Origin of the sequence: Nocardia sp. NPDC051756, assembly GCF_040681495.1 — a bacterium.
Taxonomy (GTDB): domain Bacteria; phylum Actinomycetota; class Actinomycetes; order Mycobacteriales; family Mycobacteriaceae; genus Nocardia.
In genome coordinates, this window is the sequence record NZ_JBFAYV010000006.1 from 209,268 (window position 1) to 231,806 (window position 22,539).

24 protein-coding genes are annotated in these 22,539 nt (G+C 67.0%); 14 read left to right on the forward strand and 10 right to left on the reverse strand.

The window, feature by feature from the left end:
* Positions 1–61: 61 nt before the first annotated feature.
* The 6 genes from AB0M22_RS27275 to AB0M22_RS27300 form a co-directional block, all read right to left on the reverse strand.
* A complete protein-coding gene (locus AB0M22_RS27275; RefSeq protein WP_364732532.1) occupies positions 62–1,033 on the reverse strand; it encodes a glycine betaine ABC transporter substrate-binding protein in 972 nt (323 codons plus the stop codon).
* Positions 1,030–1,761 carry an ABC transporter permease gene (locus tag AB0M22_RS27280; RefSeq protein WP_364732535.1) on the reverse strand — a complete coding sequence of 244 codons (732 nt, stop codon included), beginning with the start codon at positions 1,759–1,761 and terminating at the stop codon, positions 1,030–1,032. Before AB0M22_RS27280 ends, AB0M22_RS27275 begins: the two co-directional genes overlap by 4 nt.
* Positions 1,758–3,035, reverse strand: coding sequence for an ATP-binding cassette domain-containing protein (locus AB0M22_RS27285; protein ID WP_364732538.1), 1,278 nt, complete (start codon positions 3,033–3,035; stop codon positions 1,758–1,760). The genes AB0M22_RS27280 and AB0M22_RS27285 overlap by 4 nt, the downstream gene beginning before the upstream one ends.
* On the reverse strand, positions 3,032–3,676 hold the full coding sequence (locus AB0M22_RS27290) for an ABC transporter permease (RefSeq protein WP_150401229.1): 645 nt from the start codon (positions 3,674–3,676) through the stop codon (positions 3,032–3,034). Before AB0M22_RS27290 ends, AB0M22_RS27285 begins: the two co-directional genes overlap by 4 nt.
* 231 nt (positions 3,677–3,907) lie before the next feature.
* Positions 3,908–4,846: a TauD/TfdA family dioxygenase gene (locus tag AB0M22_RS27295; RefSeq protein WP_364732542.1), complete on the reverse strand. Its 939-nt coding sequence runs from the start codon at positions 4,844–4,846 to the stop codon at positions 3,908–3,910.
* Between the two features lie 113 nt (positions 4,847–4,959).
* Positions 4,960–5,532: a CGNR zinc finger domain-containing protein gene (locus tag AB0M22_RS27300; protein ID WP_364732545.1), complete on the reverse strand. Its 573-nt coding sequence runs from the start codon at positions 5,530–5,532 to the stop codon at positions 4,960–4,962.
* A gap of 71 nt (positions 5,533–5,603) precedes the next feature.
* Between AB0M22_RS27300 and AB0M22_RS27305 the strand changes: the two genes are divergently transcribed.
* The 7 genes from AB0M22_RS27305 (at position 5,604) to AB0M22_RS27335 (ending at position 10,886) form a co-directional block, all read left to right on the forward strand.
* Positions 5,604–6,347: a class I SAM-dependent methyltransferase gene (locus tag AB0M22_RS27305; protein WP_364732547.1), complete on the forward strand. Its 744-nt coding sequence runs from the start codon at positions 5,604–5,606 to the stop codon at positions 6,345–6,347.
* A 73-nt stretch (positions 6,348–6,420) separates the two neighbouring features.
* Entirely contained in the window at positions 6,421–6,666 is a 246-nt protein-coding gene (locus tag AB0M22_RS27310; RefSeq protein WP_364732550.1) for a CsbD family protein, read from the forward strand.
* A gap of 76 nt (positions 6,667–6,742) precedes the next feature.
* A complete protein-coding gene (locus AB0M22_RS27315; protein WP_364732553.1) occupies positions 6,743–7,084 on the forward strand; it encodes a plasmid stabilization protein in 342 nt (113 codons plus the stop codon).
* 6 nt (positions 7,085–7,090) lie between these two features.
* Positions 7,091–7,555 carry an SRPBCC family protein gene (locus AB0M22_RS27320; RefSeq protein WP_364732555.1) on the forward strand — a complete coding sequence of 155 codons (465 nt, stop codon included), beginning with the start codon at positions 7,091–7,093 and terminating at the stop codon, positions 7,553–7,555.
* 100 nt (positions 7,556–7,655) lie between these two features.
* A complete protein-coding gene (locus tag AB0M22_RS27325; RefSeq protein WP_364732557.1) occupies positions 7,656–9,089 on the forward strand; it encodes a CYTH and CHAD domain-containing protein in 1,434 nt (477 codons plus the stop codon).
* A gap of 265 nt (positions 9,090–9,354) precedes the next feature.
* Entirely contained in the window at positions 9,355–9,861 is a 507-nt protein-coding gene (locus AB0M22_RS27330) for a hypothetical protein (RefSeq protein WP_364732560.1), read from the forward strand.
* A gap of 128 nt (positions 9,862–9,989) precedes the next feature.
* A complete protein-coding gene (locus AB0M22_RS27335) occupies positions 9,990–10,886 on the forward strand; it encodes an aromatic prenyltransferase (protein WP_364732562.1) in 897 nt (298 codons plus the stop codon).
* A gap of 3 nt (positions 10,887–10,889) precedes the next feature.
* Here the strand turns inward: AB0M22_RS27335 and AB0M22_RS27340 are convergent, their stop codons facing one another.
* Positions 10,890–11,654 carry a MerR family transcriptional regulator gene (locus AB0M22_RS27340; protein ID WP_364733993.1) on the reverse strand — a complete coding sequence of 255 codons (765 nt, stop codon included), beginning with the start codon at positions 11,652–11,654 and terminating at the stop codon, positions 10,890–10,892.
* Positions 11,655–11,822: 168 nt separating this feature from the next.
* On the opposite strand from AB0M22_RS27340, the gene AB0M22_RS27345 reads away from it, so the two are divergent.
* Together AB0M22_RS27345 and AB0M22_RS27350 are read left to right on the forward strand one after the other, a co-directional pair.
* A complete protein-coding gene (locus tag AB0M22_RS27345) occupies positions 11,823–12,317 on the forward strand; it encodes a hypothetical protein (protein ID WP_364732564.1) in 495 nt (164 codons plus the stop codon).
* A gap of 216 nt (positions 12,318–12,533) precedes the next feature.
* Positions 12,534–12,914 carry a PLDc N-terminal domain-containing protein gene (locus AB0M22_RS27350; RefSeq protein ID WP_364732567.1) on the forward strand — a complete coding sequence of 127 codons (381 nt, stop codon included), beginning with the start codon at positions 12,534–12,536 and terminating at the stop codon, positions 12,912–12,914.
* Between the two features lie 3 nt (positions 12,915–12,917).
* Here AB0M22_RS27350 and AB0M22_RS27355 read toward each other — a convergent pair whose 3' ends face one another.
* The 3 genes from AB0M22_RS27355 to AB0M22_RS27365 form a co-directional block, all read right to left on the reverse strand.
* A complete protein-coding gene (locus AB0M22_RS27355) occupies positions 12,918–13,931 on the reverse strand; it encodes a hypothetical protein (protein WP_364732569.1) in 1,014 nt (337 codons plus the stop codon).
* Between the two features lie 72 nt (positions 13,932–14,003).
* Positions 14,004–14,483, reverse strand: a complete 480-nt coding sequence (locus AB0M22_RS27360; RefSeq protein WP_364732572.1) for a hypothetical protein — start codon at positions 14,481–14,483, stop codon at positions 14,004–14,006.
* Positions 14,484–14,509: 26 nt separating this feature from the next.
* Entirely contained in the window at positions 14,510–14,959 is a 450-nt protein-coding gene (locus tag AB0M22_RS27365; protein ID WP_364732575.1) for an ester cyclase, read from the reverse strand.
* A 304-nt stretch (positions 14,960–15,263) separates the two neighbouring features.
* Here AB0M22_RS27365 and AB0M22_RS27370 point away from each other — a divergent pair, with 304 nt between their 5' ends.
* From AB0M22_RS27370 to AB0M22_RS27390, 5 genes are all read left to right on the forward strand, one after another.
* A complete protein-coding gene (locus tag AB0M22_RS27370; protein WP_364732577.1) occupies positions 15,264–17,879 on the forward strand; it encodes an AAA family ATPase in 2,616 nt (871 codons plus the stop codon).
* A gap of 218 nt (positions 17,880–18,097) precedes the next feature.
* Positions 18,098–18,766, forward strand: a complete 669-nt coding sequence (locus AB0M22_RS27375) for a hypothetical protein (RefSeq protein WP_364732579.1) — start codon at positions 18,098–18,100, stop codon at positions 18,764–18,766.
* A gap of 61 nt (positions 18,767–18,827) precedes the next feature.
* Entirely contained in the window at positions 18,828–19,640 is an 813-nt protein-coding gene (locus AB0M22_RS27380) for an adenylate/guanylate cyclase domain-containing protein (protein WP_364732582.1), read from the forward strand.
* Positions 19,641–19,764: 124 nt separating this feature from the next.
* Positions 19,765–21,126 carry a hypothetical protein gene (locus tag AB0M22_RS27385; RefSeq protein WP_364732585.1) on the forward strand — a complete coding sequence of 454 codons (1,362 nt, stop codon included), beginning with the start codon at positions 19,765–19,767 and terminating at the stop codon, positions 21,124–21,126.
* Entirely contained in the window at positions 21,126–22,493 is a 1,368-nt protein-coding gene (locus tag AB0M22_RS27390) for a PQQ-binding-like beta-propeller repeat protein (protein WP_364732588.1), read from the forward strand. Before AB0M22_RS27385 ends, AB0M22_RS27390 begins: the two co-directional genes overlap by 1 nt.
* Positions 22,494–22,539 lie beyond the last annotated feature (46 nt).

Consider the following 22,539-nt stretch of genomic DNA (forward strand, 5'->3'; position numbering starts at 1 on the left):
CCGGCCCGGTCGTCACCCCGGAGGGCGGTCTTCGCCTCCGGGACAACCCTGACCACGGCCCCTAGGCGATCAGCTTTTCCTTCTTCAACCAGTCATACGCCACATCGGCCGGATCCTCGCCGTCGATATCGACGCGACCATTGAGCTCCTGCATCAGCTGATCGGTGAGATGTTCGGAGATCGTCCCGATCAGCCCCCGCAACTGCGGGTAACGGTCGAGGATCACCCCGCGCACTACGGCGGTGCCGCTGTAAGGCAGGAAGAACTTCTTATCATCGTCGAGCACAACAAGATTCAGATTCTTGACCCGCCCGTCGGTGGTGTACACCATGCCGAAATTGCACGGCGCGCCCTTGGATGTCGCGGTATAGACGACTCCGGCATCCATCCGGGTGACGTTCCCCGACGGAACACCATTCGGATCGTTATAGGGCACACCGTATTTCTGCAACATCGGAATGAAACCATCCGAGCGACTGAAGAATTCGTCGTCGACACAGAACGTCCGATCGGGCACCGGTAGCTTCGCCACATCGGAGAGCGACTTCACCTGCAACCGTTCGGCATTCGGCGTCGAAGCGGCAAACGCGTAGGTGTCGTTGAAGTTCGCCGGCGGCAACCATTCGAGATCGTGATCGCGCTTCTCGACCGCGTTGACTCGTTGCCAGAGTTCGTTCGGGTCCGCGATCGTCTCGGTCTCGTTGTGATAGTTGACCCATCCGGTGCCGGTGTACTCCCAGAGAATGTCGGCGTCACCGTTGAGCTGGGCTTGGCGCGAGGACGCGGAACCCGGTGCGCCCGTGAGGTCTTTCACCTCGGCGCCCGCCGCGGCCAGGTAGGTCGCGGTGATCTTGCCGAGCAGCACACCCTCGGTGAAGCTCTTCGAGGTCACGACCAGCTTCGCCCCATCCAGCGGCTGATCATCACCGGGCAGCCGCGCCTCGTGGAACGTCCCGGACGAGCTGACCAGCCCGCATCCGGCGAGCACCGTCACGAGCAGTGCGGAAAGCAACGCAACGCGGGTCGACTTCATGAGATCCCCCGCGGGGTCGCGGCGAGTTCCACCAGCCGGCCGAGCCAATCGATGATCAACGCGAGCAACCCGACCAGGATCGCCCCGGAGATGAGCAATTTCGGCAGGAACAGTGTGACCCCGGTGGTGATCAGCGTGCCGAGACTCGTCGCGCCGATGAACGTGCTCAACGTCGCCGTGCCGACCAGAATCACCAGCGCGGTACGCACACCGTTCAGGATCACCGGCACCGCGAGCGGCAACTCGACCTGGAACAGCGTGCGGCTGCCCGAATACCCGATCCCGCGCGATGCCTCGATCGTGCGGTGATCCACCTGCCGCAGCCCGACGATCGTGTTCTGCAAGATCGGCAGGATCGCGTACACCACCAGACCCACGATCGCCGTGCGGAATCCGGTGCCCAGCCAGAAGGTGAACAAGACGAGCAGGCCGACTGCAGGTGCGGCCTGACCGATATTGGCGACGTTCACCGCGATGGGTTCGAGCCGCTTCAACGCGGGCCGGGTCAGCGCGATGCCCAGCGGAATCGCGACGACCACCACGATCAGCGTGGCCACCACGGTCAGCTTGATGTGCGCGAGAATCGTGGTTTGCAGGTTGTCCCAGCCCAGCGACGCCTTTTCGGTCGGCGTGAACGTAGTCGACCGATACCAGAGCACGTAGCCGATGCCGATGACCGCGATGATGATCGGTTCGAACCACACGTCGATCGGCACGCGGCGACTCATGACGGCTCACCCGATCCGGGCTCCTCGTCGGCCGCGACCACCGGGGTCGGCGCGGGATCGGTTCCGTCGACGTAGGTTTCGTAGGACAGGTCCGCCTCCGCCGAGCGCACCTCGGCGAGCTTGGCCTGGATCGTCTCGGTCACCGATCCGATGCTGAGCGAGCCGACCACCGCGCCGCGGCCGTCGGTCACCAGCGCCGCGCCCTGGCTCGCGGCGAGCATCGCGTCGAGCGCGTCGTTGAGCGTCGAGGAGCGCGCTACGACCGGCAACCGCCGATCGAGGAAGTCCGAAACCTCCGGCTTGGTCGCCACTTCCGTGAGCGACGGCCACGAGCGCGGCCGTCCCGCGTCGTCCACCACCACAACCCAGGTGTGCCCGGCCGCCTTCGCGCGGGCGATCACACCCGATGCGGACTCGCCGACCCGTGCCGTAATCACCTTGTCGTAGTCGACATCTCGCACCCGCTGCACGGTGAGATAGGCCAGCTTCGCGCCGGACCCGACGAATTCCTCCACGAACGGCGTGGCCGGATCGGTGAGGATCTCCTCCGGCCGCGCGTACTGCTCGATGTGCCCGCCCTCGGACAGGATCAGCACCTTGTCGCCGAGTTTGGTCGCCTCCTCGAAGTCGTGCGTGACCACCACGATGGTCTTGCCGAGTTCGTGCTGGATCGCGATCAGGCTGTCCTGCAAGCGAACCCGGGTGATCGGGTCGACCGCGCCGAACGGCTCGTCCATCAGCAGCACCGGCGGATCCGCGGCCAGAGCGCGCGCGACGCCGACCCGCTGCTGCTGGCCGCCGGACATGTCCTTGGGCAGCCGATCGGCGAACGTGCCCGGATCGAGCCCGACCAGATCGAGCAGGTACTCGGTGCGCTCGGCGATCCGCTTCTTGTCCCACCCGAGCACCCGGGGGATAGCGCCGACGTTCTTGGCGACCGTCCAGTGCGGGAACAGGCCGCCGGACTGGATGACGTACCCGATCGACTGCCGCAGCTTGTCCGGATCCTCGCGGGTGACATCGCGGCCGCCGATGAAGATCCGTCCCTCGGACGGCTCGATCAGCCGGTTGATCATCTTCAGCGTGGTCGTCTTGCCGCAGCCGGACGGGCCGACGAACGCGACGATCTCGCCCGCGTCGATCTCCAGGTCCAGGCGCTCGACCGCCGCGTTGTCCTGACCCTTGTAGCGCTTGACGACCCCGTCGAGCTTGATCGCCGCGCCGGTCACATTGCGCTCCGCGGCCGGAGCGGGCTGGCTGGTCACTTCCGTCATGACAGTCCCTTTGCGATCGTGAGGCGTCCGAGCAGGACGAGGAGCGCGTCGAACACCAACGCGATGAGGACGATGAGAATGGTGCCGGTGAGAGCCATTTCGATGGCGTTCGCGCCGCCGAGCCGGGACAGCCCGTTGAAGATCAGCGAGCCGAGGCCGGGGCCGAGGACGTAGGCGACGATCGCGGCGACGCCGACGATCATCTGGGTGGACACCCGAATGCCGGTGAGAATCACCGGCCAGGCGATCGGCAATTCGACGGTCAGCAGAATGCGCCAGCGGGAAAACCCGATGCCGCGCGCGGATTCGATCACCGACGCAGGCACCGAACGCAGGCCGACAATGGCATTGCCGATCACCGGCAACGCGGCGAAGAAGGCCAGCATGATGAACGACGGGACGACGCCGAGTCCGAATGGGACCAGCAACAGCGCGAGCAGGGCGAGCGAGGGAATGGTCAGCGCGACCCGGCTGGAGGTCAGGGTGAGCGAGGACAACAGCGGGAGCCGATATACCGCCACCGCGACGAGAACCGCGATCACCGTCCCGACCAGGACCGTTTGAAACGCCAGGGAGGCATGCTGATATGTGAGAAACGTCAGGAACTCACCCCGTCCCCGGACGTAATTCCATAGATTCACGCGATTCCCATCGTCAGGCGAAGTCGTTACCTGTTTGTGCGTAGTCACCGGGCTCGAGCCGTCAAAGAGTAATCGACGTCGCGCGGTCGGCTCTGGATGACGCGCGGCGTTCGAATCGGCGGATTACCGATCCCGCGCTGGCATTCCCCCCGCTACCGGCGGCCAAACAGAATGGTGCGAATCAACTCGGAATGGGTTCGCGGCACCGAATCAGGACGGTGGCGGCAACGGCTATGCCGCACCTTTCAACGGGTCGATGGCCGAGTAGTACTCGGCATTGCCGGCGATCACCGTGCTCGACGAGCCGTCGACGCCGACGGGGATGTTCCCGGCCAGGGTGATGCGGGTCAGCCTGCGGTGCTCGCTGCCGTCGTAGTCGTCGATGGCGTAGTGCTGGGTGGCGTGGTTGTCCCAGATCGCGACGTCACCCAGCGACCAGTCCCAGCGGGTGGTGTTTTCCAGGCGGGTCACCCGGTCCTGGAACAACCGGAACAGCGCGTGCGATTCGCTGCTCGACAGGCCGACGATCTGCTTCACGAAGCAGCCGAGCAGGAGTGCACGCTCGCCGGTTTCCGGGTGCACGTGCACCACCGGATGCTCGGTCTCGAAGTAGGTGGACTCGAACTCGCGCCGGTAGGCCTTGCCGTTCTCGTCCAGGCCCTCGTCGGTGTCCGCGGCGTAGTCGTACTGATTGGTGTGCCGCGCGCGCAGGCTCTCGGCCAGCCGCTTCAGCGGTTCCGGCAGCGCGTTGTACGCGGCGACGGTCGAGGCCCAGGTGGTCGAGCCGCCGTAGCTGGGCAGCGCGACCGCGCGCAGGATCGACGCCTTCGGCACCCGGTCGACGAACGTGACATCGGTGTGCCACACGTTGGAACGACCATGCTTCGAATCGATGGCCAGGCTCTTCACGCCCGCCGAGGTGAGCGTCGGATGCGGGCTGGTCGGATTGCCGAGCAGCTCCGCGAACTCGTACTGCCCGTCCTCGGTCAGGTGCTGCTGCCCGCGGAAGAAGATCACCTTGTGTTCGTGCAGTGCCGCGCGGATGGTCGCGACGGTCTCCGCATCGAGGTCGGCGCCCAGCCGGACACCGTCGATCCGTGCGCCGATGTGCGCACCGAGCTTGACCACCCGCACTGCGGTGTCGGTCTCCGGTAGGTAATCGACGGACATACGAGGGCCTTTCGCTCCAACCTGATGGTCTCGTCCGACGAAACCATCCCGGGTCGGGCCTGGCCAGTATTACGGTCACCCAGATCGAAACGGACACCCGCGCATCGACCGGCTCAGGTGGTCGACGCGCGACGGGCGCGGAATGCTGCTGTCTTCGACCGGTTTTGGCACGCGGTGCTGCAAAAACGCTTGGTGCCGTTGCGTGAGGTGTCCAGGTAGACGCGGTCGCAGTTGTCGGCCGAGCAGACCCCGATCCGATCGGCGTGTTCGCTGCCGAGCACGAAGGCCAGGCCGACCGCGGACGCGGCGGCGATTCCGTCGACCAGCGCGGCATCCGGTGCGTGGAAGTGCAGGTGCCAGGGGCGCGTGCCGTGCCGGATAAGCGTTGGCCGGGCGCCGTATTCGGTGATCATCGCGTTGATCCGGTTGGCGGCGCGGTCCATGTCGTCGGCGGCGACCGCGTCGAACACGTCCCGCAGTTGGGCGGCCGCGCGGGCCATGCCGTCGGTGTCCGCGGGCTGGACGAGATAGCCGTAGGCCGAGACCACGGTGTTCAACCGGTCGAGCAGTTCTGCCTCGTCGGCCGCGGGCGGATACGGCCTGCCGCGGCGTTCGCCGGGCACGGTGACGTTCACCAGCTCGACGCCGTCCCGGACCACGGCCAAAGTGTGACTGTCTAAATGCACTTGATCAGTCACCTCGCTCTCGTTATAGTCGTTACTGTCGTTGAACATTATGACAGTAACGGGAGTTGCTCATGTCGCTCACACCCACCCTCGCCAAGACCTGGATCGATCGCTGGGATCGTCAGCAAGAGGGATACCTACCCGACCGCGAGACCATGTTCGCGGTCATCGCCGACGCGGTCGCCGCCAACACCGACCGCCCCGACCCGCTCGTCCTCGATATCGCCTGCGGACCCGGTTCGCTCGGCGCCCGCATCCGCGAACGGCTGCCCCGGGCCCGGGTGATCGGCGTTGACGCCGACCCGGTGCTGCTCGAATTAGCCCGCACCGCATACGGATTCGAACTCGTCGACCGCAACCTCGCCGACCCGGCCTGGACCGCAGAGCTGCCCGCCGAACCGGTCGACGCGATCGTCAGCACCACCGCGCTGCACTGGCTCGATCGAGACCAGCTCGCCGCGCTCTACACCGAGTCCGCCAAGCTGCTGCGCCCTGGCGGCATCCTGCTCAACGGCGACGACATGGCCACGCAGGCAACGGATATCGTCCACCTGCACGACGTGATCTGGAACCGTCAGGTCGAACGCGAGGGCGTCGGCGATCGCGAGGGCTGGGTCGAGTGGTGGACGGCGATCACCGCCGAACCGGAACTGTCCGCCGCCGTCGCCGAACGCGACAACCGCCGGTGGGAGCATCCCGCGGACAACGGCGTGACCTTCGATCAGCATCTGAACCTGTTGCGCGCGGCCGGATTCCGGACCGTCGAACAGATCTGGCAATACGGCCGCCGCCGCATCGTCGCCGCCGTGAACTAGCGGCGGATTAGCGCCTTCGACAGCGGGTATGCGCCCGGTGTCAACCGTACATCGGATTGTGTCGGAGGTTTTGGTGTCGGAGCATGAAAGCGGACCCCGCGAGGGGATCGAAGGTGTTGTCGAAGGCGTGAAGGGCAAGGTCAAGGAGGCTGCTGGCGTCGTCACCGGAGACGAGAACCTCAAGGGCGAGGGACAGGCACAGCAGGACAAGGCCGAATCCGAACGCGAAGCCGCGCAAAAGGAAGCGGCGGCGGAGAAGGCCCGCGCCGAAGCCAAGGTGGACGAGGCGCGGCAAGCCGGCTATCAGCACGACCAGTAGTCGTCGAAGAACCCGCGGGGCCCGCGCTTGTTTGCCGCCGGGCCCGCGGGTTATCCGGCGGACAGGAGGTGTGATCATGCCGAAGGAATGGACCGCCAAGCAGGAACGTCAGTACGAACACATTCGTGATTCGGAGAAGTCGCAGGGCAGCAGCGCCCGCGAGGCCAAGGAAATCGCGGCGCGCACGGTCAACAAGATTCGCGCGCAGGCAGGTCAGACCAAGACGGCCAGCCGGTCGTCGGTGGAAGACATGAAACCGCAGCAGCGCGCCGGGCTGCGTGCCCGTCAACGCAACGCCCCGACCGGCCCGACCCGCGACCAGCTCTACAACGAGGCTCGTCAACGCGGCATCGAAGGCCGTTCGAAAATGAACAAGAGCCAACTGGCAAAAGCGCTGGACGCCAAGAAAAGGAAGTAGGTACACATGAGCAGCACGTTGGCCGCCACTGTGGACGTCGAGGTACCGGTCCGCACCGCCTATAACCAGTGGACGCAATTCGAGTCGTTTCCCGAGTTCATGGAGGGCGTCGAGGCGGTGCAGCAACTCGACGACCAGCACACCCACTGGAAGATCCACGTCGGTCCCGCGACCCGCGAATTCGACGCGACCATCACCGAGCAGCACCCCGACGAACGAGTCGCCTGGAAATCCGACAACGGCCCGCAGCACGCCGGCGTCATCACCTTCCACCGCCTCGACGACACCCACACTCGGATCACCGCTCAAATGGAGGTCGACCCCGAGGGTTTCGTGGAAACCGCCGCCGACGTCCTCGGCGTACTGAAGCACCGCGTAAATGGCGATATGCAGCGCTTCAAGCAATTCATCGAGAGCAGGCACCACGAAACCGGCGCGTGGCGCGGCGATATCGCCCGCCCCGACACCTGACCGGTGCCGATTTCGTTAGCGGCGAGGGGATTTCGCGCTCGCCGCTGACGGAGGCATCGACGCGCTGTTTCGGGCGCGGTAGGCCGGGAAGGCTATATGAATGAAGGATGTATTAGAACGCGAGACGAAATGGGAGGTCGACCGGGCATTCACGCTGCCGCCGATCGACGACATCGTGCCCGGCGGGCACGTCGAGGAAACGTCGGTCGAACTCACCAGCACGTATTTCGACACCGCCGCGCGTGATCTGCTCACGCATAATCTGACCTTGCGTCGCCGGGCCGGTACCGACGAATCGGGTTGGCAGCTCAAGGTTCCGCAGGCCGACGGGCGCATGGAGTTGGTCGCCGAGTGGTCCGATGAAATGCCGAGCGAGCTGGCCGATGTCGTCACCGGCGCCGCGTTGGGGCAGGAGTTGCGCGCGATCACTACGATTCATACGCTGCGCAACCGGCACCGCGTGCTCGGCCCGGACGGCGAACTGGTCCTCGAGATCGATGACGACGTCGTGCGCACGGCACCCGTCGATGCCGACACGGACGCACTGGCCTGGCGGGAGATCGAGGTCGAACTCGGCCCGCACACCGATGCCGTCCCCGCAGTACTGATGGACCGGCTCGCCGAGGCAGGCGCGGCCAAGGCGAAATATCCCTCCAAACTTTCGCGCGCATTGCCGCTGCCGAGCGCGCGCATCGCGGGCTCGAAGGCTCAGCGCGCGATCCACGATTATCTGGCCGCGCAGATCGACACGATCTTCACCGGCGATGTCGCACTGCGCCGCGGCGAGGATCCGATCCACGACACCCGCGTCGCGACCCGGCGACTACGCAGCACGCTGCGCGTATTCGGCAAGCTGCTCGACCGCTCCGCGATCGACGGCATCGCGGACGAGCTGAAGTGGTACGCGGGACTGCTCGGCGAGGTCCGCGACTGCCAGGTGCAGCGCGCCCGACTCGCCGGCAAGATCGGCGAGCTGCCGCCCGAACTCGTGCTCGGCCCGGTGGCCGCGCGCATCGAAACGACGCTGCTCGAGCGGCAGCTGGCCGGCCGCAACGTGCTCGCCGAGGCCATGGACTCGCCGCGCTACCTGGCCTTGCTCGCCGTGCTGCAATCCTGGAAGTCGGAGCCGCCGTTCACGATTCGGATCAGCAAGCGCGAACTCGTGCAGCGCGCCCACCGCGCCGCGGGCAAGGCCGACAAGCGGCTGGCCGCGGCCGTGCGCAATCGGCGCGACGAGTCCCTGCACCGGGCGCGCAAGGCCGCCAAACGCGCCCGCTACGCCGCCGAACTGCACAAGCCGGTGCGAAAGAGCGCGGAGGCGAAGTCGAATATCAAGTACTACAAGCGGCTTCAGCGCGTGCTCGGCGACCACAACGACGGCGTCGTCTCGGCTGATTTCCTCTGGCGAACGGCGACCGCGGCCGGCACGGCGGAGGGGGAGAACGGGTTCACCTACGGCCTGCTCTATGCCAACGAAAAACATGCGGCCGAACATGCGCAAACGGCCATCGCGGCGGTCGCCGGGTCCCGATAGTGGCAAACCGCGCGGCAGGAATGTGACGTAGCAATAAAAGCATGTGTTGCTCTCCGTCGGCAAATCGCGTCCGGAATATTGGGAAACATCCTGGCGTCGAAGCGGTTTCGTTGTAATACGGCACGGCCGGCGACCGGCGATTTTGTGATGCCCGTCTGCTATTAATCCGCCATTGACAACTGGCGCATGCATGCTGAATTCTTGCCGGGTGACGGGGAATGGGCCGAGCCGGCGAAAACCGCCATCGCACGTGTTAGGAGAATTGATGACTTTGCCGCAGTGGCCGGACCAGGACATCACACAGCTACGTGAGGTCGCGGATCGAATCGCGACCCTCATCCAGCGCAACACCGAAGGCAGCGGGGGACTGCCGCGTTTCGTCGACGCCCTGCGCCAGAGCGGGCCGATCGCGGAACTGCTGATCGAATACTCGGTCCGCTGGTTCAACGACAGCAACGGCGAGTCCGTCCTGCTCGGACCCGAGCTGTACTGGGTGCTCACCGAGACCGTTCCGGTCGAGGAACAGGTCGCGGCCGGCGAAGGCTTCGGCCAGGCCGGCATGAACTGCCATCCGGTCACCCGCACCCGGCAGATGCTGTTGATCTGCGTGCTGGAAAAGCTGTCGACCCGGCCGTGGCGCCCGGAAACCCCGGAGCAGGCCGCGGCGATGGTCAAGCGGCGCTACAGCGACAACGCGCGACCCGTGCTGCCTACGCGCACGCCGGAGCCGGTCGGTGTCGAAGGCGTGATCTCGACCTCGCAGTTCCCGTAAGGGTCGGCGGGTGACCCCGTCGAACACCATTGCCATCGCGGAAACGTACCGTCCCGTCCGGGCGTCGCGAGCGCTATCGTAGATGCGCCCCACACCTGTACTGCCCGTTGCAATTCGAGGTGGTTCCCATGAGCGCATCCGGTGTGACAGCGGAAACCTTCCGGCGGGATCTGCGTGAGTTCGCGCGGCTGGCCGAAACCCGTTATGACCCAGGGGTTGTCGACGCGGTACTGGACGCGCTCGGTGGCATGTGGGCCGACGGCTGGCTGGCCGTGCGCACAACGACGCATCCGGCGCCGGTCCGGCAGGTCAGTGCGCGGTTCATGAATCTGCCGACCGCGGGGGATCCGGTCGGCAAGCTGCGTGCCGCCGGGCTGCTCGACTTCGTCGGGCACCCGATGGAGGAGCTGCTGGCGCAGGTCTCGGCCGCGGTGCCGGTGGATGTGGGTATCGACCTCGCCGTCGACCGTGGCGTGCAGAAGATCTGGACCGCGTTTCCGGATCTGATCGGCGTGGACCGGATCATGAGTTTCGTGGGCATGCCGGCTTCGGCGCGCGACCACGCCGAACAGTTGAGCCGGTGGGGTGGCGGTGGAATCGCTTTGATGGCAGTGGATTTCGTTAACCGAACGCTGAATCTGTACACCCAGATCCTGACGCCGGGGCAGCTCACCGCCACCGGCATAGCCACGATCCTGCGCGACCTCGATTTCGTCGCCGCCGACCAGGATGAGCTGGCCGCTCTCGGCTGGCCGTACACGGTATACGCGACGTTCAACTGGACCGAACCGAGCGTGCAGCGGATCTGCTTTCCCGCCCGCTACACCGCCGCGAGCTTTCCGGCGATCGATCCGGTGTTGAGCCGCTTTGTGGAAGGCGCGCCGTTCGCCGGGCCGGGACCGCGCGGATTCGCCTTCTATGCCGCCTATGGCCCGGACGAGCGGTACTACAAAGTCCAAGCCGACTACACCTCGGCGGCGAGGCAAACGCTGCCGGGCGGGGTCGGTGTGCCGCAGTCCAGGTAGCGGTCAGACGGCGGCTACGTGTTGCTCCATCCGACGGATGACATCGATTTGTGCGGGGTTGTACAGGTCCTTGATGGCCGCGCTGATCGTCCGGCCGGCGAAGTGCGTGCCGTGTGGTGCGTCGGTGATCGGTGCCCGAAGTTGTGGGTGGTCGGCGAGCAGCGTCTGAAAGGCGGGCAGCAGGCGTTCGGCCAGCTCGCAGCGGGTCCGCTGGTCGGCGTCGGGTGGCAGCCGGTCCAGTTCGAGCACGCCCGGGTCCGCGTAGTAGGCCTCCAACGTCTCGGCGTACGCCCGCAGCGTCGTCGGCCCGAGCACGCGCGCGAGCACGACGAGCAGCGCCCGGTCGGTGTCCGGGATATCCGCCGCCGTAGTCGCCGCCGCCAGCTCGCGCGGCAGATCGGTCGGGGTCGGCTCGCGCAGCACGAGCGCGAGTTCACGCCGAATCCTTTGCAGCCGTTCGATACTCGCGGCCATCTCACCATCCAGCGCGCGCAACGCGTGCTCCGGATGCTCGTCCGCGTCACCCATCTCCGCGATCCGCGTCAGCGAGAACCCGAGATCCCGCAACCGTTTGATCCGCAACAACCGCACCAGGTGGGTAACCCCATAGCTCTTGTAGCCATTGGACTTTCGCTCCGGCTCGTCCAGCAACCCCACGTCGTGATAGTGCCGCACCGCCCGCAGGCTCGTCCCCGCGAGCTCGGCAACCTGACGAGTACTCCACGCCACGACGGCCTCCTCTGGACTCGGTTCCGCCGACACCTCCATGCCGGCCACACCCACCAGTCAAAACCATGCCGCCACGTCACGGTCAAACCCCGCTGTCATCCGGGCTGGCACCACGAAATTCAGGGCGGAGTTAGGGGATCATCCCGATACCCACCCCCGCCCCACTGGATCAGGATCGATCAATCAGCTGATTCCGGGAGGGATCTGATGTCGTCGATCACAGATGAACGGGCACGAACCTTGGCACCGGGCAAATGGACGAACACGCTTCTGCTACTGGCAGGTTCGGCCTCGATAGTCTTCACCATCGGCACCGCACTCCAGGCCTTCGTGATCATCAACCACCACACCCTGACCCAAATGATGATCCTGGCCAACGCCGATCCTGCTGGCGCAGAAGGATTTCTACTAGCCTTCCGCCTCGTCGGCTGCGCTTACCTGATCGGAAACGCGATAGGCATCCTAGCCCTCCGCCGCCACCCCTCAACCTGGCTGTTCTGGCTGATCCTCGCCGTAAACGCCACCCAGGCAGCCGGTTTGATCGCCGTCCCCCCAGAAATGTTCACCGCCGCCCAAGCCGAATACGGCTGGCCCGGCACCCTCCCCTCCCTGATCACCGACACCGGCGCCGCCCTACTAGCCCTCACCCTCCTCTCCACTCTCGCCCTAACCCGCACCCCCTGGGGCCAAGTGCGACGCTGAACTCGCGGCGAGCGGTTCGGGTGAGACGCGCATCGCACCCGTCGCGCGAAGTTCGGTGGTCGGATAGGGTGGCCGGGGGTGCGGCCGCGGGGGTTGATCGGGGTCGCTGAATATTTGTTTTGCCAGTTTCGGGCGGGCATGCCTGGGCCGGTTGGGGGAGATTCGCCGCGAATCGCCGCACGGACAGGTCGTTGGCCGGCGTACGAGGAGGTTTTCGTGCCATACGCGGTTGTGGGTCTGTTGACGCTTGCGTTGTGGATCTACTGTTTGATCGACATCATTACCTGTCCTGACGTGGGGATTCGGCATCTGCCGAAGATGGGGTGGTTGATCGTCGTCATCTTGTTGCCGACCATCGGCGCGCTGCTCTGGCTGTTCGCGGGCCGACCGCTGAACGAGTCCGGTCCGCGCTCGACGACCAGCTATTCCGAATACGACCGGCCCGGCCGCTACGTCGCGCAGGACCCGGAGGCCGACGCGGCGTTCCTGCGCGGATTGCGCGAGCGGGCTGAACAGCAGCGTGCGGAGGCTCGCCGTCAGGAAGCGGCCCGGCAGCGTGACCTGGACCGCCGGCGCGAGCAGGGCGAGCAGCTCTAGGCCCTATGCCGAGGGCGGATTCCAGCGCCGCGCCAGCTCGTCGAGCCGATCGCGGATGCGTCGAATCCTCTTGTCCGGTGCCGTTTTCGACGAGAACAGCGAAACCGACAGCGGATTCAATCGCGTCTGCGCGGGATGCGGCACATCCGTGCGTTGCAGCACACCGCCGAGTTCCGGCCCATACCCGAGATCGACCACGATCTGGTCGGCTCGGTATTCGCTGCGGGCGACGACCGGTCGCACCGCCAGCGCCGCGATCTCGGGTATCAAGCGCAACAGCAGGGCTGGCGCGAGACCGATGATCACCGTGGCCGCCGCGACCGACGGGCATGCGACGAGCACCCGGCTGAACACTGTCCAGCCGACCCCGAATACCCGAGAACTCCGCTCGGGCATCCGCCGAGCGATCGCCTCACCGACCGCGACCAGACCGAGACCCGACAGCAATGCCCGCTCGATCCACACAACGGGCAGGTTGTAATGCCGGAAAGCCAACTGCCAGAACGCTGCTCGCCCCTGAACCCGCTGCGCGAGTTGATGCGCGATCGCCGCCTCCAACTCCCGCGGACTCAGCCGTTGCAGCGATTCGGGCGACATGGTGATCATCCGGCGCGGCACCACGAACTGCCGATCGGCCTCCTGCACCCACAGTGTGTACGACGCCGCGGAAACTCCGCCCTTGTGCGCAACCTTTTCCCACGCGGAACTCAACTTGCCCTGTTCATCGGCCGTCGGCTGCCGCAAACGAAATACCCGCAGCAGCCACCGACGCGGCGGACTCCGGAAACACACCACACTCCAGACGAAACACACCACAAACCACGCCGCAGGCAACGCACCCGGAACACCGACGCCGAGCGCGCGGCCGAGCCCATAGAGCAACACCGTCATCGACGCCGCGGACGGTATCGCAGACAACAGCAGCACAATCGAGGCCCGTACGCGGTCGGCGGTCGATCGCCGGGCAACTGCAATTCCGCCTGGGTAATTCGCCTTGGCGATCACTTCGGAGGTCATGCCCGACCGTACAGCGGATTCCGGCCACACCGTTAAACCACCGGTGAGCAACCGGTGGCCAACGATTTGCCATCAGACGCCGGGAACCGGCCCGTGACCAGGGCCGTCGAGCGGTCGCCCGGATTCGTCGGCCGCCACTTCGGAGGTGTTCGTCTCACTCTGGACCGCCGCGGAATCTGTGCTGGCGGCCGTCCGGTAGCGCCTGCGCAGCAGATGGTGCGCGACCGCGAGGGCGACGGCGGCCACGACGACGAGCGCGGCGAGGAACGGATTGATGTCCTTCGACAGGCTCTGCGCCGGATCGGACCGCAGCCGCCAGATGCCAAGGGGCACAGCATAAGCCACGGCCAGCGCGACGGCGAAACAGCGCAGCGGGCGCAGCCGCGCATCCCGCAGCGTGCCGATCAGCGCGATGACCACCGGGACCACGGCAACCATCGCGAACTGGCCGATGATCAGGACCGGCACCGCCCACGCCGAGATGATGACGGACCGGGCGGCGGGATACGCCTCGTGGTCGGCGCGTTCGCGACGCGGTGTTTTGGTGAACATTTGCCTTCTCCTTCGAGCCGAGCCGGCTAGAACTGAACGCCGAGCGTTGCGAGCAGCACATGCACGTCGGAATTGACCCAGTACTCGGCGATCAGGTCCTGCTCGATGCGCAGAATGTCCGTTCCGGTGAAGCGGATCGCGGTGCCCACCGGCACCGTCGCGCCGGGGAATCCGCCGCCGTAGGTGCCGACGGCGATCCAGCGAATCGCCAGCTGGTCGCGGTCGATGATGGGCCCGACCTCCACGGTGAACACCATCTCGGTGAACGCGGCGCGGGTCTGCGCAACCCAGCCGACCAGGCCGTCCGGCCCGCGCACCGCGCTGCCATCGCCGCCGTCCAACATCGAGGCGTGCAGGGCGAACTCCGGCGCGACGATGTCGTTGAGCGCGGAGTAGTCGCCGTTCCAGATGGTCAGCCAGCCGTCGAGTAGTCGCTGGTGGGCGAGTGTCGCATCGGTGGTGGTGTTCTGTTCCATGGCGAACCTTTCGGATTATGTTGCCGGGGTTATGTTTTCGAGAAAAGATGCTGAGCAGGAAAGCGATGCATCAGCGGCCACCGGGTTCGGGGTGGTGACCGATCGCGTTCCCATACCAGTTAGTTTCGTGGCGGCGGGAACTCGGTCGCGTCGGTAATTCCTACCTATTACGTAGGGCGTTCTCCTGCGTAGGAGATCGGGGCCGGGTGGCGCGGCCGGCGCGGGCGCGGCAAGATCGTCGGGTGAACCAGAGGTACGACGCGTTTCGGCGGATGACCGGGCCGGGCGTTGGCGAGGCCCGATCGTGAGCTATTTGGTCGGGCGATCAGCGGAAACGGCGCGGCTCCTCGCGCTGCTGCACGAGGCCCGCGAATCCCGCGGCGGCGCGGTGGTCGTGCTGGGGGAGGCGGGCATCGGCAAGAGTTCTCTGCTGGAACACCTGGCCAAGGCCTCCTCGGGCTTCCTGGTCATGCGCGCTTCCGGCGCCGAGTTCGAAACCGAACTGCCATATTCGAGCCTGCATCAACTCTGCGCCCCGGTGCTCGAACACCTCGACGCGCTGCCCGCCCCGCATCGCACCGCACTGCGGATCGCCTTCGGCCTGGAGACCGGAACCCCCGACCCGTTCCTGGCCGGCGCGGCGGCCCTCGGCCTGCTGCTCGAGACCGATCGACCGCTGCTGTGCCTCATCGATGACGCGCAATGGCTCGACCACGCCTCGGCGCGCGCACTGGCTTTCGTGGCCCGCCGGATCGGCGCCGAACGCGTCGCGCTGGTCTTCGCCGCGCGCGAAGGCCTGGCCGCACTGGATCAATTGCCGCAGGTGAACGTCGAGCGGCTGAGCGAATCCGAGGCGCGTTCGGTGCTGGTCCGCGAGGTGCCCGCGTCGCTGGACGTGCGGGTGCGCGACCGCATCCTGGCCGAAGCCCGCGGCAACCCGCTGGCCCTGGTGGAACTGCCGCGTACCGCTGGCCTGGCCGGGATGGCGGGCGGTTTCGATCTGCCCGCGCCGCGCGTCGCCGAACGGAGCTTCCGGGCCCGCCTCGAACCGCTGTCACCCGAGGTCCGGTTGCTGCTGACGCTGGCCGCCGCCGAGCCGGTCGGCGACCCCGGCCTGCTCTGGGCCGCGGCGGCGCTCCTCGGCATCGAGGACGCGGCCGCGGGCGAGGTGCCGCTGGTCGAATTCGGTACCCGTGTCCGGTTCATCCACCCGCTGGCCAGGTCGGCGGTCTATCACGCGGCGACCGCCGCCGAACGTCGCCGCGCGCACGGCGCACTGGCTCAGGTGAGTGACCCGGTCGCCGACCCGGACCGGGTCGCCTGGCACCGCGGGCTGGCCTGCGCGGGCCCCGACGAGGACGTGGCGGCCGCGCTGACCCAATCGGCGGCCCGCGCCAGGGCCCGGGGTGGGCAGGCCGCCGCGGCGGCGTTCCTGGAACGCGCGGCCGCACTGACCCTCGAACCCGGCATGCGCGCCGAGCGGGTACTCGCCGCGGTCGAGGCGAAACTGTCGGTCGGTGACTTCGGCGTGGCCGCGGAACTACTCTCGACGCTCGACTCCGGCGATCCGCGCGTCGATCTGCTGCGCGGCCGGATCTCCTTCGCCCGCTTCCGCGGTGAGGACCAGCCGACCGATCATCTGCTCCGGGCCGCCGCCAAGCTGGCCGAGCACGAACCGGTTCGCGCGCGAGAGTGCTACGTGGACGCGATCGAAATGGCCACGCTCACCGGAGGTCTCGACGCGGTGGTCGCCGCCGCGCGCACCGGGCCACCCAGCCCGGAACCCTATACGAGCGCGGACGTCATCCTGGATGGCGTTGTGGCACTGGTGGTCGAGGGGCATCAGGCGGCCGCGAAGCTGTTGCGCGCGGTGGTCGCCGACGGCTCCGACCCGGCCTGGTCTCGGTGGCCCACCCTCGGATTCCTCCTGGCGCTGGAGTTTTGGGACGGCGAGGCCATGCGCGGTATCGCCACTCGGGCCACCGAGTCCGGCCGCGAGCTCGGCTCGTTCCATATGCTGCCCATCGGCTTGGCCATGCTCGCCACCGTCAACGCGTACGCCGGCGACTTCGGCGCCGCCACCGCGATGATCTCCGAGGAGGAGGCCATCGCGGAGGCCACCGGCGCCGCCCCGCTCGTCTACCCGCGAATCCACTTGGCGGCGTTGCGCGGTCGGCGCGCCGAAGCCGAGGAACTGTTCGCCGGAGTCGGGCCGCACATGTCGTTGAGCGTGCAACACGCCACCGCCATCCTGAACAACGGCCTCGCCGACTATCCGGCCGCCATGCGGGCCGCCGAGCGAGCCGTCGCCACCGGCAGTCTCGGGTCGGCCGGCCTCGCGCTGCCGGAACTCGTCGAGTCCGCGGTGCGCTGCCGCGAATTACCCACCGCGCGAGCCGCTCTCACGACGCTGACCGATCGGGCCGGCGCTGGCGATCAACCATGGGGCCGCGGAGTCGAAACGTACGCACGAGCTTTGGTGGACGACGACGAGGACACCTACCGCAAAGCCGTGTCGCTTCTCGATTCCAGTAACCTCCCCGTCTGGGGCGCCCGCGCCCACCTGATCTACGGCGAATGGTTGCGCCGCCAGGGTCGCCGCCGCGACGCGAGAACCGAACTCCGGCTGGCCCACGAAGCCTTCTCGGCGTTCGGCGCCGAAGCCTTCACCGGCCGAGCCGCCGCCGAACTCCGCGCCACCGGCGAACAGACCCGCAGCCGATCCACCCCCGACGCCGAAACCCTCACCGTGCAGGAAATCCACATCGCCCGCCTGGTCGCCGACGGGGCCACCTCCAAAGAAGTTGCCGCCAAACTCTTCCTGAGCCCCCGCACCGTAGACGCCCACCTACGCAACATCTTCCGGAAACTGGGCATCAACTCCCGCAGGCAACTCCGCGACCTCCCCGCCATCAAATAGCGATCGACTGCCACATTCACCGGCCTGCCCCACCATGATTGGGCACCTGTCGGTGGGTCGTGATTGAATCTCGACGATTGTGCTGGAATCCGCCGTGTGCGGAGGGGGAGGAAATCGTGCGGTACTGGATCGGTGCTGTTTTGGCATGCCTTGCGTTGGTCGTGAGCGGGTGTTCGCTGGTCGGGGCGGCGACGAAATCGGTCGCGCAAGGCGACTGCGTGAAGCAGGACGGTGAGGATTTCACCGTGGTCGACTGTTCGTCGGCCGAGGCCAAGTTCGTTGTGTTGAAGAAGCTGAGCGGCTCGGAATACACCTGCAAAGACGTGGCCGGGGTGACATACACGTACTACGAGGACAAGCAGGTCTGCCTAGGCGACAAGGGCGCGGACCCACAGCAGGCCAGCAATTCCGCGCGGCAGGGCGATTGCCTGACCGATTCCAGCGTGCCCCCGGTGCGCAAACTGCCGTGCACCGACCCGCAGTCCATCTACAAGGTCCTCGAACGCAAGGACGGCGGACTGAGTTCCATCGCCTGCGACAGCGTGACCGGCACCGAGGTCACCTACTCGTGGGAGCTGAAACAGATCGGCGACGGCAAGAAATTCCCGAAGCTCGGACCAGACCTCATCTTCTGCCTGGCGCACAAGGAAGTCGACACCGCCCGAGCGCTGGAGAACGCCAAAACCGGTGACTGCCTCCGCGATACGACTATCAAGCCCAACCTGGAAACCACCGACTGCGGCGGCAGCGACGCCAAATACCGCGTCCTGCGGGTAGTCGGCGCCAGCCACCAGTGCGACAACGTCCAGGGCGCAACGAGTTCGTTCACCTTCACCCCGGGCGGCCTGTCCATCCCGCGGGTGTTCTGCGTCGCCAGACTGCGCTGAATCCGCTCCGGTCGGCTAGGGTCGGACTCGCTCTGGCCGACCACTACCTGCGACGGATGCCATGATGATCGAGCTCGCGCTCGCCGCGGTTGCCGCGGTGGAGGCTGTCGGTCTGGTGGTGCTGTTCGTGCTGCTGACGCGCAGCCGCCGGGAACTCGACGAGCTGCAACGCAAGGTCGACAGCAGGCAACTGCTGATGATCAGCGGCCGGGAAGCGGTGAAGACCGTGTGGGATACCGCGAACCTGTTGCGCAAGAAGGGCTTCCGGGGCGCGGTGCTCACCTCGATCGAGAACCTGGCCGGCTGGGCGCAGGTCGAGCGACCGGATCTGGCCGGCCTGACGCCCGACGGGCACGTGGTGATCATGTTCTCCGACATCGAGGGTTCCACCGCGCTCAACGAACGGCTCGGCGACCAGGCCTGGGTCAAACTGCTCGGCCGCCACGACCGGCTGATCCGCAACTGCGTCACCAAGCACGACGGGCACATCGTGAAGAGCCAGGGCGACGGCTTCATGATCGCGTTCGCCGAACCCGAGCAGGCGGTGCGCTGCGGCCTGGACATCCAGAGCGCCCTCGGCAACGGGTCCAAACCCATCGGCCGCGAACGCGTCCGGGTCCGGATCGGCATCCACATGGGCAAGTCCGTGCGCCGCGGCGACGATCTGTTCGGCCGCAACGTGGCGATGGCGGCCCGGGTCGCCGGGCAGGCGAACGGTGGCGAGATCCTGATCAGCGAGGCGGTGCGCGAGTCGATCTCCGGCGAACCGGACATCGCGGTGACCGCCGGACGCGACGTCGAGTTGAAGGGCCTGCACGGCACCCACCCGCTGTACACGGTCGACCGCGCGCAGCCGGAGCAGCGCCCGCGCTAGTCGGCCGGCGGCGCCGGAAACGGCGACCTCGATGTCGGCCCTGCGCACCCATGCCGAATCATGGACGGGTTCCGCGTGTGGGGCAGGCTGCATCCGGACTCGACGGACAGGGGCGAGACAGCAGATGGACAGTGGCGAGGATCGGGACCGGCGGGAGCCGTCGCCGAGGATGACCGGCTGGACGGTGGCGCTGACCTGTGTGGCGATCGTGGCCGGCGGCGTGATCGTCGGCGGGTTGCTGCACAGCCGGGAACCGGAATTGACCACCGCACCGGTGGTTCCGTCGTCGACTACGGCTCCGCCGGAGGTCGACAATTCCTATATCACCCCGCCGGTCGTGTACCCCGTGGACATCCCGGGGTGTGCGGTCGTCGAGCCGCCCAGCTCGGGTCCGTCGATGTCGTTCGTCGAAGCGGAACCTTCGGACTACGACAATCCGGCCTATCCGTGGTTCTCCGGCCCCAAAGCGGTGGCGATGTCGCAGGCGCTGCGCGACGCACTGCCGGAGGGGGTCGAGGTCGGGTTCGCGCCGGTCGAGCAGTCGCTGCTGTTCGAGCCGATCTTCGATCCGACCAACGATTCCGGCGAGCGGGCCGTCGGCGCGGGCTGGACCACCGCCTACGGGCCGCTGCTGCACGGCGGCAAGCCGGGGCAGTTGACGGTGTCGGTCAAACAGTCCACGGCACCGGTTCCGCCCTGTGTCGCGGGCGATCTCGACGAACGCCGTCGCCTGGCCGACGGCACGATCGTCGATGTGCACGACACCTGGAGCGAGAGTCGTGGCGTGCGCATGCTGTCCCGTTCCGCGTACGCGTACCTGCCCGACGGCACCGTCGCCACCGCCACGTCGACCGATGACGGCACGGACGGCCGCAGCCGCTCCGGCACGGTGCCGATGAGCCTCGACGAGCTCGCTGCGGTCGCCACCGCCGCCGGACTCCGCGTCACCGCACCGGTGCCACCGGGTACGCCGGACGTGCCGGAGTCCTGCCACGGCGGACGGGATACCGGTGCGACGATCGATGCGGCGGCGGCCCACCAGCTGGATGCCGTGCTGGCGCGAATCTCGGTGGACGACCTCACCTTCGACCGGCCGCTCGGCCAGCTGCGACCTTCGGGGTTCGGCGCGCGTGAGGTGTGTCAGGCCGTTCGGGTGACCACCCCGGGGCGGCAATCGTTGCTGTACATCGTCATCGCTGCGGGACAGCGTGTGCCGGAGACCACGGCCACCGGGAACGCCGGTGAGCGCGTCCAGTCCCGGCAACTGCCGGACGGAGCAGTGGTCGAGAGCCGGGAGGCACGGTCCACGAAGTACGCGAATGCGACAGGCGCACAGCCCATTCCGGAGATCAGCCGGATCGTCACGGTCACTCGCCGATCGGGCACCCAGGTCGAAGTGAGTTCCATCGCCGAAGGCTCGATCGATGCTTTGCCGTTCGACCAGCTGGAGGCCATCGCCACGGCCCCGGGTCTCGAGGTGCGGTGATGGCATCGATCCCGGGCCTACGTGGCCTGATTCTCGCGGCCACCGCGGCGGTGATCGCCAGTGCCGGAGCGGTTTTCGTCCTGATCCAGCCGGCGGACGGGACGCGCAAGATCACCGGCACCGCCGACGCGGCGCCCGGACTCGCCTGGTCGGTCGACGCCGCCACCGACGGGCACCCGAAGGCGGAGTTCCGTACTCCGATCGGCGGGACCGAGTTCGACATCGGCGGCGCCGGATTCGTCGAGGCCGGCGACATCCTGGTCACGCTGACCGGAACCTCGAATGGCGGTATGTCGTTACAGGATCCGACGATGGTCGGGATCGATGCGGCGACCGGTGCGGTGCGCTGGCGAACGCCCGCCGCGGAACTGGGTGGCTGCGGTCGCGTCCCGGTGGCCGGCCACCTCGTGTGCTTCACTGCCCCGTACGCCGACCACGCCGCGCTGGTCGGCTACGACGTCGCCAGCGGCAAAATCACCCGCACACCGAAGGATTGGCTGATTTTCGCGCTCGCGACCACCGCTGATCGCGTGTATGTCGCAGAGGGAGACGTCGAATCCGACGACGTCCGCGTGCACGCCGGAACCGTCGACCACCCCGAGGCGAACTGGTCCCGCGCATTCCCCATGGGCACCTCCTGGGAAGACGTCTCGACCGACGCGCTGGATGTCGCCCATGGACAGGGCCTGCTGACTCTCGGCGCCCATACCGCCGGATTCGACCTCGGCACCGGCGTATCCACCTGGACCGCGGACCTCACCGGCTGTTCCAGCACCGACGCGACGAGCGCGGCGCTGGTCGTCCGGACCATCTCCGACTGTTCCGGCAACGGGATCGCCGGCACCGACCTCCTCGACCGCACCGGACGCGTCCTCGCCGCCAGCGATGTCAAAGCGACCCAATCGCTTTCACTCGACCAACCCACCGACGACACCATCCCCGTCCTGCTCGGCGACGGCGCCCGCGACCGCCGCACCGGGACGGTGGTCTGGACCAGCGCCGACCTCGTCGCCACCAACGGCACCGCGATCGCCATCCTCGGCGACGTCGCATTGCTGCGAGATGACTTCGCGCACAAGATGTCCGGTCTGGACATGCGAACCGGACGCCGACTCTGGCAGATCGATACCCAACGCTCCGGCACGGCGGACGCCTGGGACGGACACGTCGTCGTCCTATCCGACTCCACCGGTCTCTGGGCGATCGATCCAAAAACCGGTACGACGGTTTGGGACATCCCATTCCGCGCCGTGCACGACAATCCCGAAGCCATTACCGGCAGTGGACAATTGGCCGCCCGCAACAATGGGCGCTACGTCTACGCCGCCACCCACACGATGATCGGTCTGCGCCCCATCGACCATTGATCGGTGTGGATACGGTGTGAATTGTGTAGATGTTTCGCGGAGCTGA

Bases quoted from the DNA above. Each gene is read 5' to 3' on its own strand.
- AB0M22_RS27345 (WP_364732564.1), top strand. From the start codon at position 11,823: ATGTCGTCGATCACAGATGAACGGGCACGAACCTTGGCACCGGGCAAA.
- AB0M22_RS27355 (WP_364732569.1), bottom strand. From the start codon at position 13,931: ATGACCTCCGAAGTGATCGCCAAGGCGAATTACCCAGGCGGAATTGCA.
- AB0M22_RS27365 (WP_364732575.1), bottom strand. From the start codon at position 14,959: ATGGAACAGAACACCACCACCGATGCGACACTCGCCCACCAGCGACTA.
- AB0M22_RS27385 (WP_364732585.1), top strand. From the start codon at position 19,765: ATGGACAGTGGCGAGGATCGGGACCGGCGGGAGCCGTCGCCGAGGATG.
- AB0M22_RS27295 (WP_364732542.1), bottom strand. From the start codon at position 4,846: ATGTCCGTCGATTACCTACCGGAGACCGACACCGCAGTGCGGGTGGTC.
- AB0M22_RS27320 (WP_364732555.1), top strand. From the start codon at position 7,091: ATGAGCAGCACGTTGGCCGCCACTGTGGACGTCGAGGTACCGGTCCGC.
- AB0M22_RS27280 (WP_364732535.1), bottom strand. From the start codon at position 1,761: ATGAGTCGCCGCGTGCCGATCGACGTGTGGTTCGAACCGATCATCATC.
- AB0M22_RS27330 (WP_364732560.1), top strand. From the start codon at position 9,355: ATGACTTTGCCGCAGTGGCCGGACCAGGACATCACACAGCTACGTGAG.
- AB0M22_RS27360 (WP_364732572.1), bottom strand. From the start codon at position 14,483: ATGTTCACCAAAACACCGCGTCGCGAACGCGCCGACCACGAGGCGTAT.
- AB0M22_RS27275 (WP_364732532.1), bottom strand. From the start codon at position 1,033: ATGAAGTCGACCCGCGTTGCGTTGCTTTCCGCACTGCTCGTGACGGTG.
- AB0M22_RS27380 (WP_364732582.1), top strand. From the start codon at position 18,828: ATGATGATCGAGCTCGCGCTCGCCGCGGTTGCCGCGGTGGAGGCTGTC.
- AB0M22_RS27390 (WP_364732588.1), top strand. From the start codon at position 21,126: ATGGCATCGATCCCGGGCCTACGTGGCCTGATTCTCGCGGCCACCGCG.
- AB0M22_RS27285 (WP_364732538.1), bottom strand. From the start codon at position 3,035: ATGACGGAAGTGACCAGCCAGCCCGCTCCGGCCGCGGAGCGCAATGTG.
- AB0M22_RS27315 (WP_364732553.1), top strand. From the start codon at position 6,743: ATGCCGAAGGAATGGACCGCCAAGCAGGAACGTCAGTACGAACACATT.
- AB0M22_RS27325 (WP_364732557.1), top strand. From the start codon at position 7,656: ATGAAGGATGTATTAGAACGCGAGACGAAATGGGAGGTCGACCGGGCA.
- AB0M22_RS27340 (WP_364733993.1), bottom strand. From the start codon at position 11,654: ATGGAGGTGTCGGCGGAACCGAGTCCAGAGGAGGCCGTCGTGGCGTGG.
- AB0M22_RS27335 (WP_364732562.1), top strand. From the start codon at position 9,990: ATGAGCGCATCCGGTGTGACAGCGGAAACCTTCCGGCGGGATCTGCGT.
- AB0M22_RS27305 (WP_364732547.1), top strand. From the start codon at position 5,604: ATGTCGCTCACACCCACCCTCGCCAAGACCTGGATCGATCGCTGGGAT.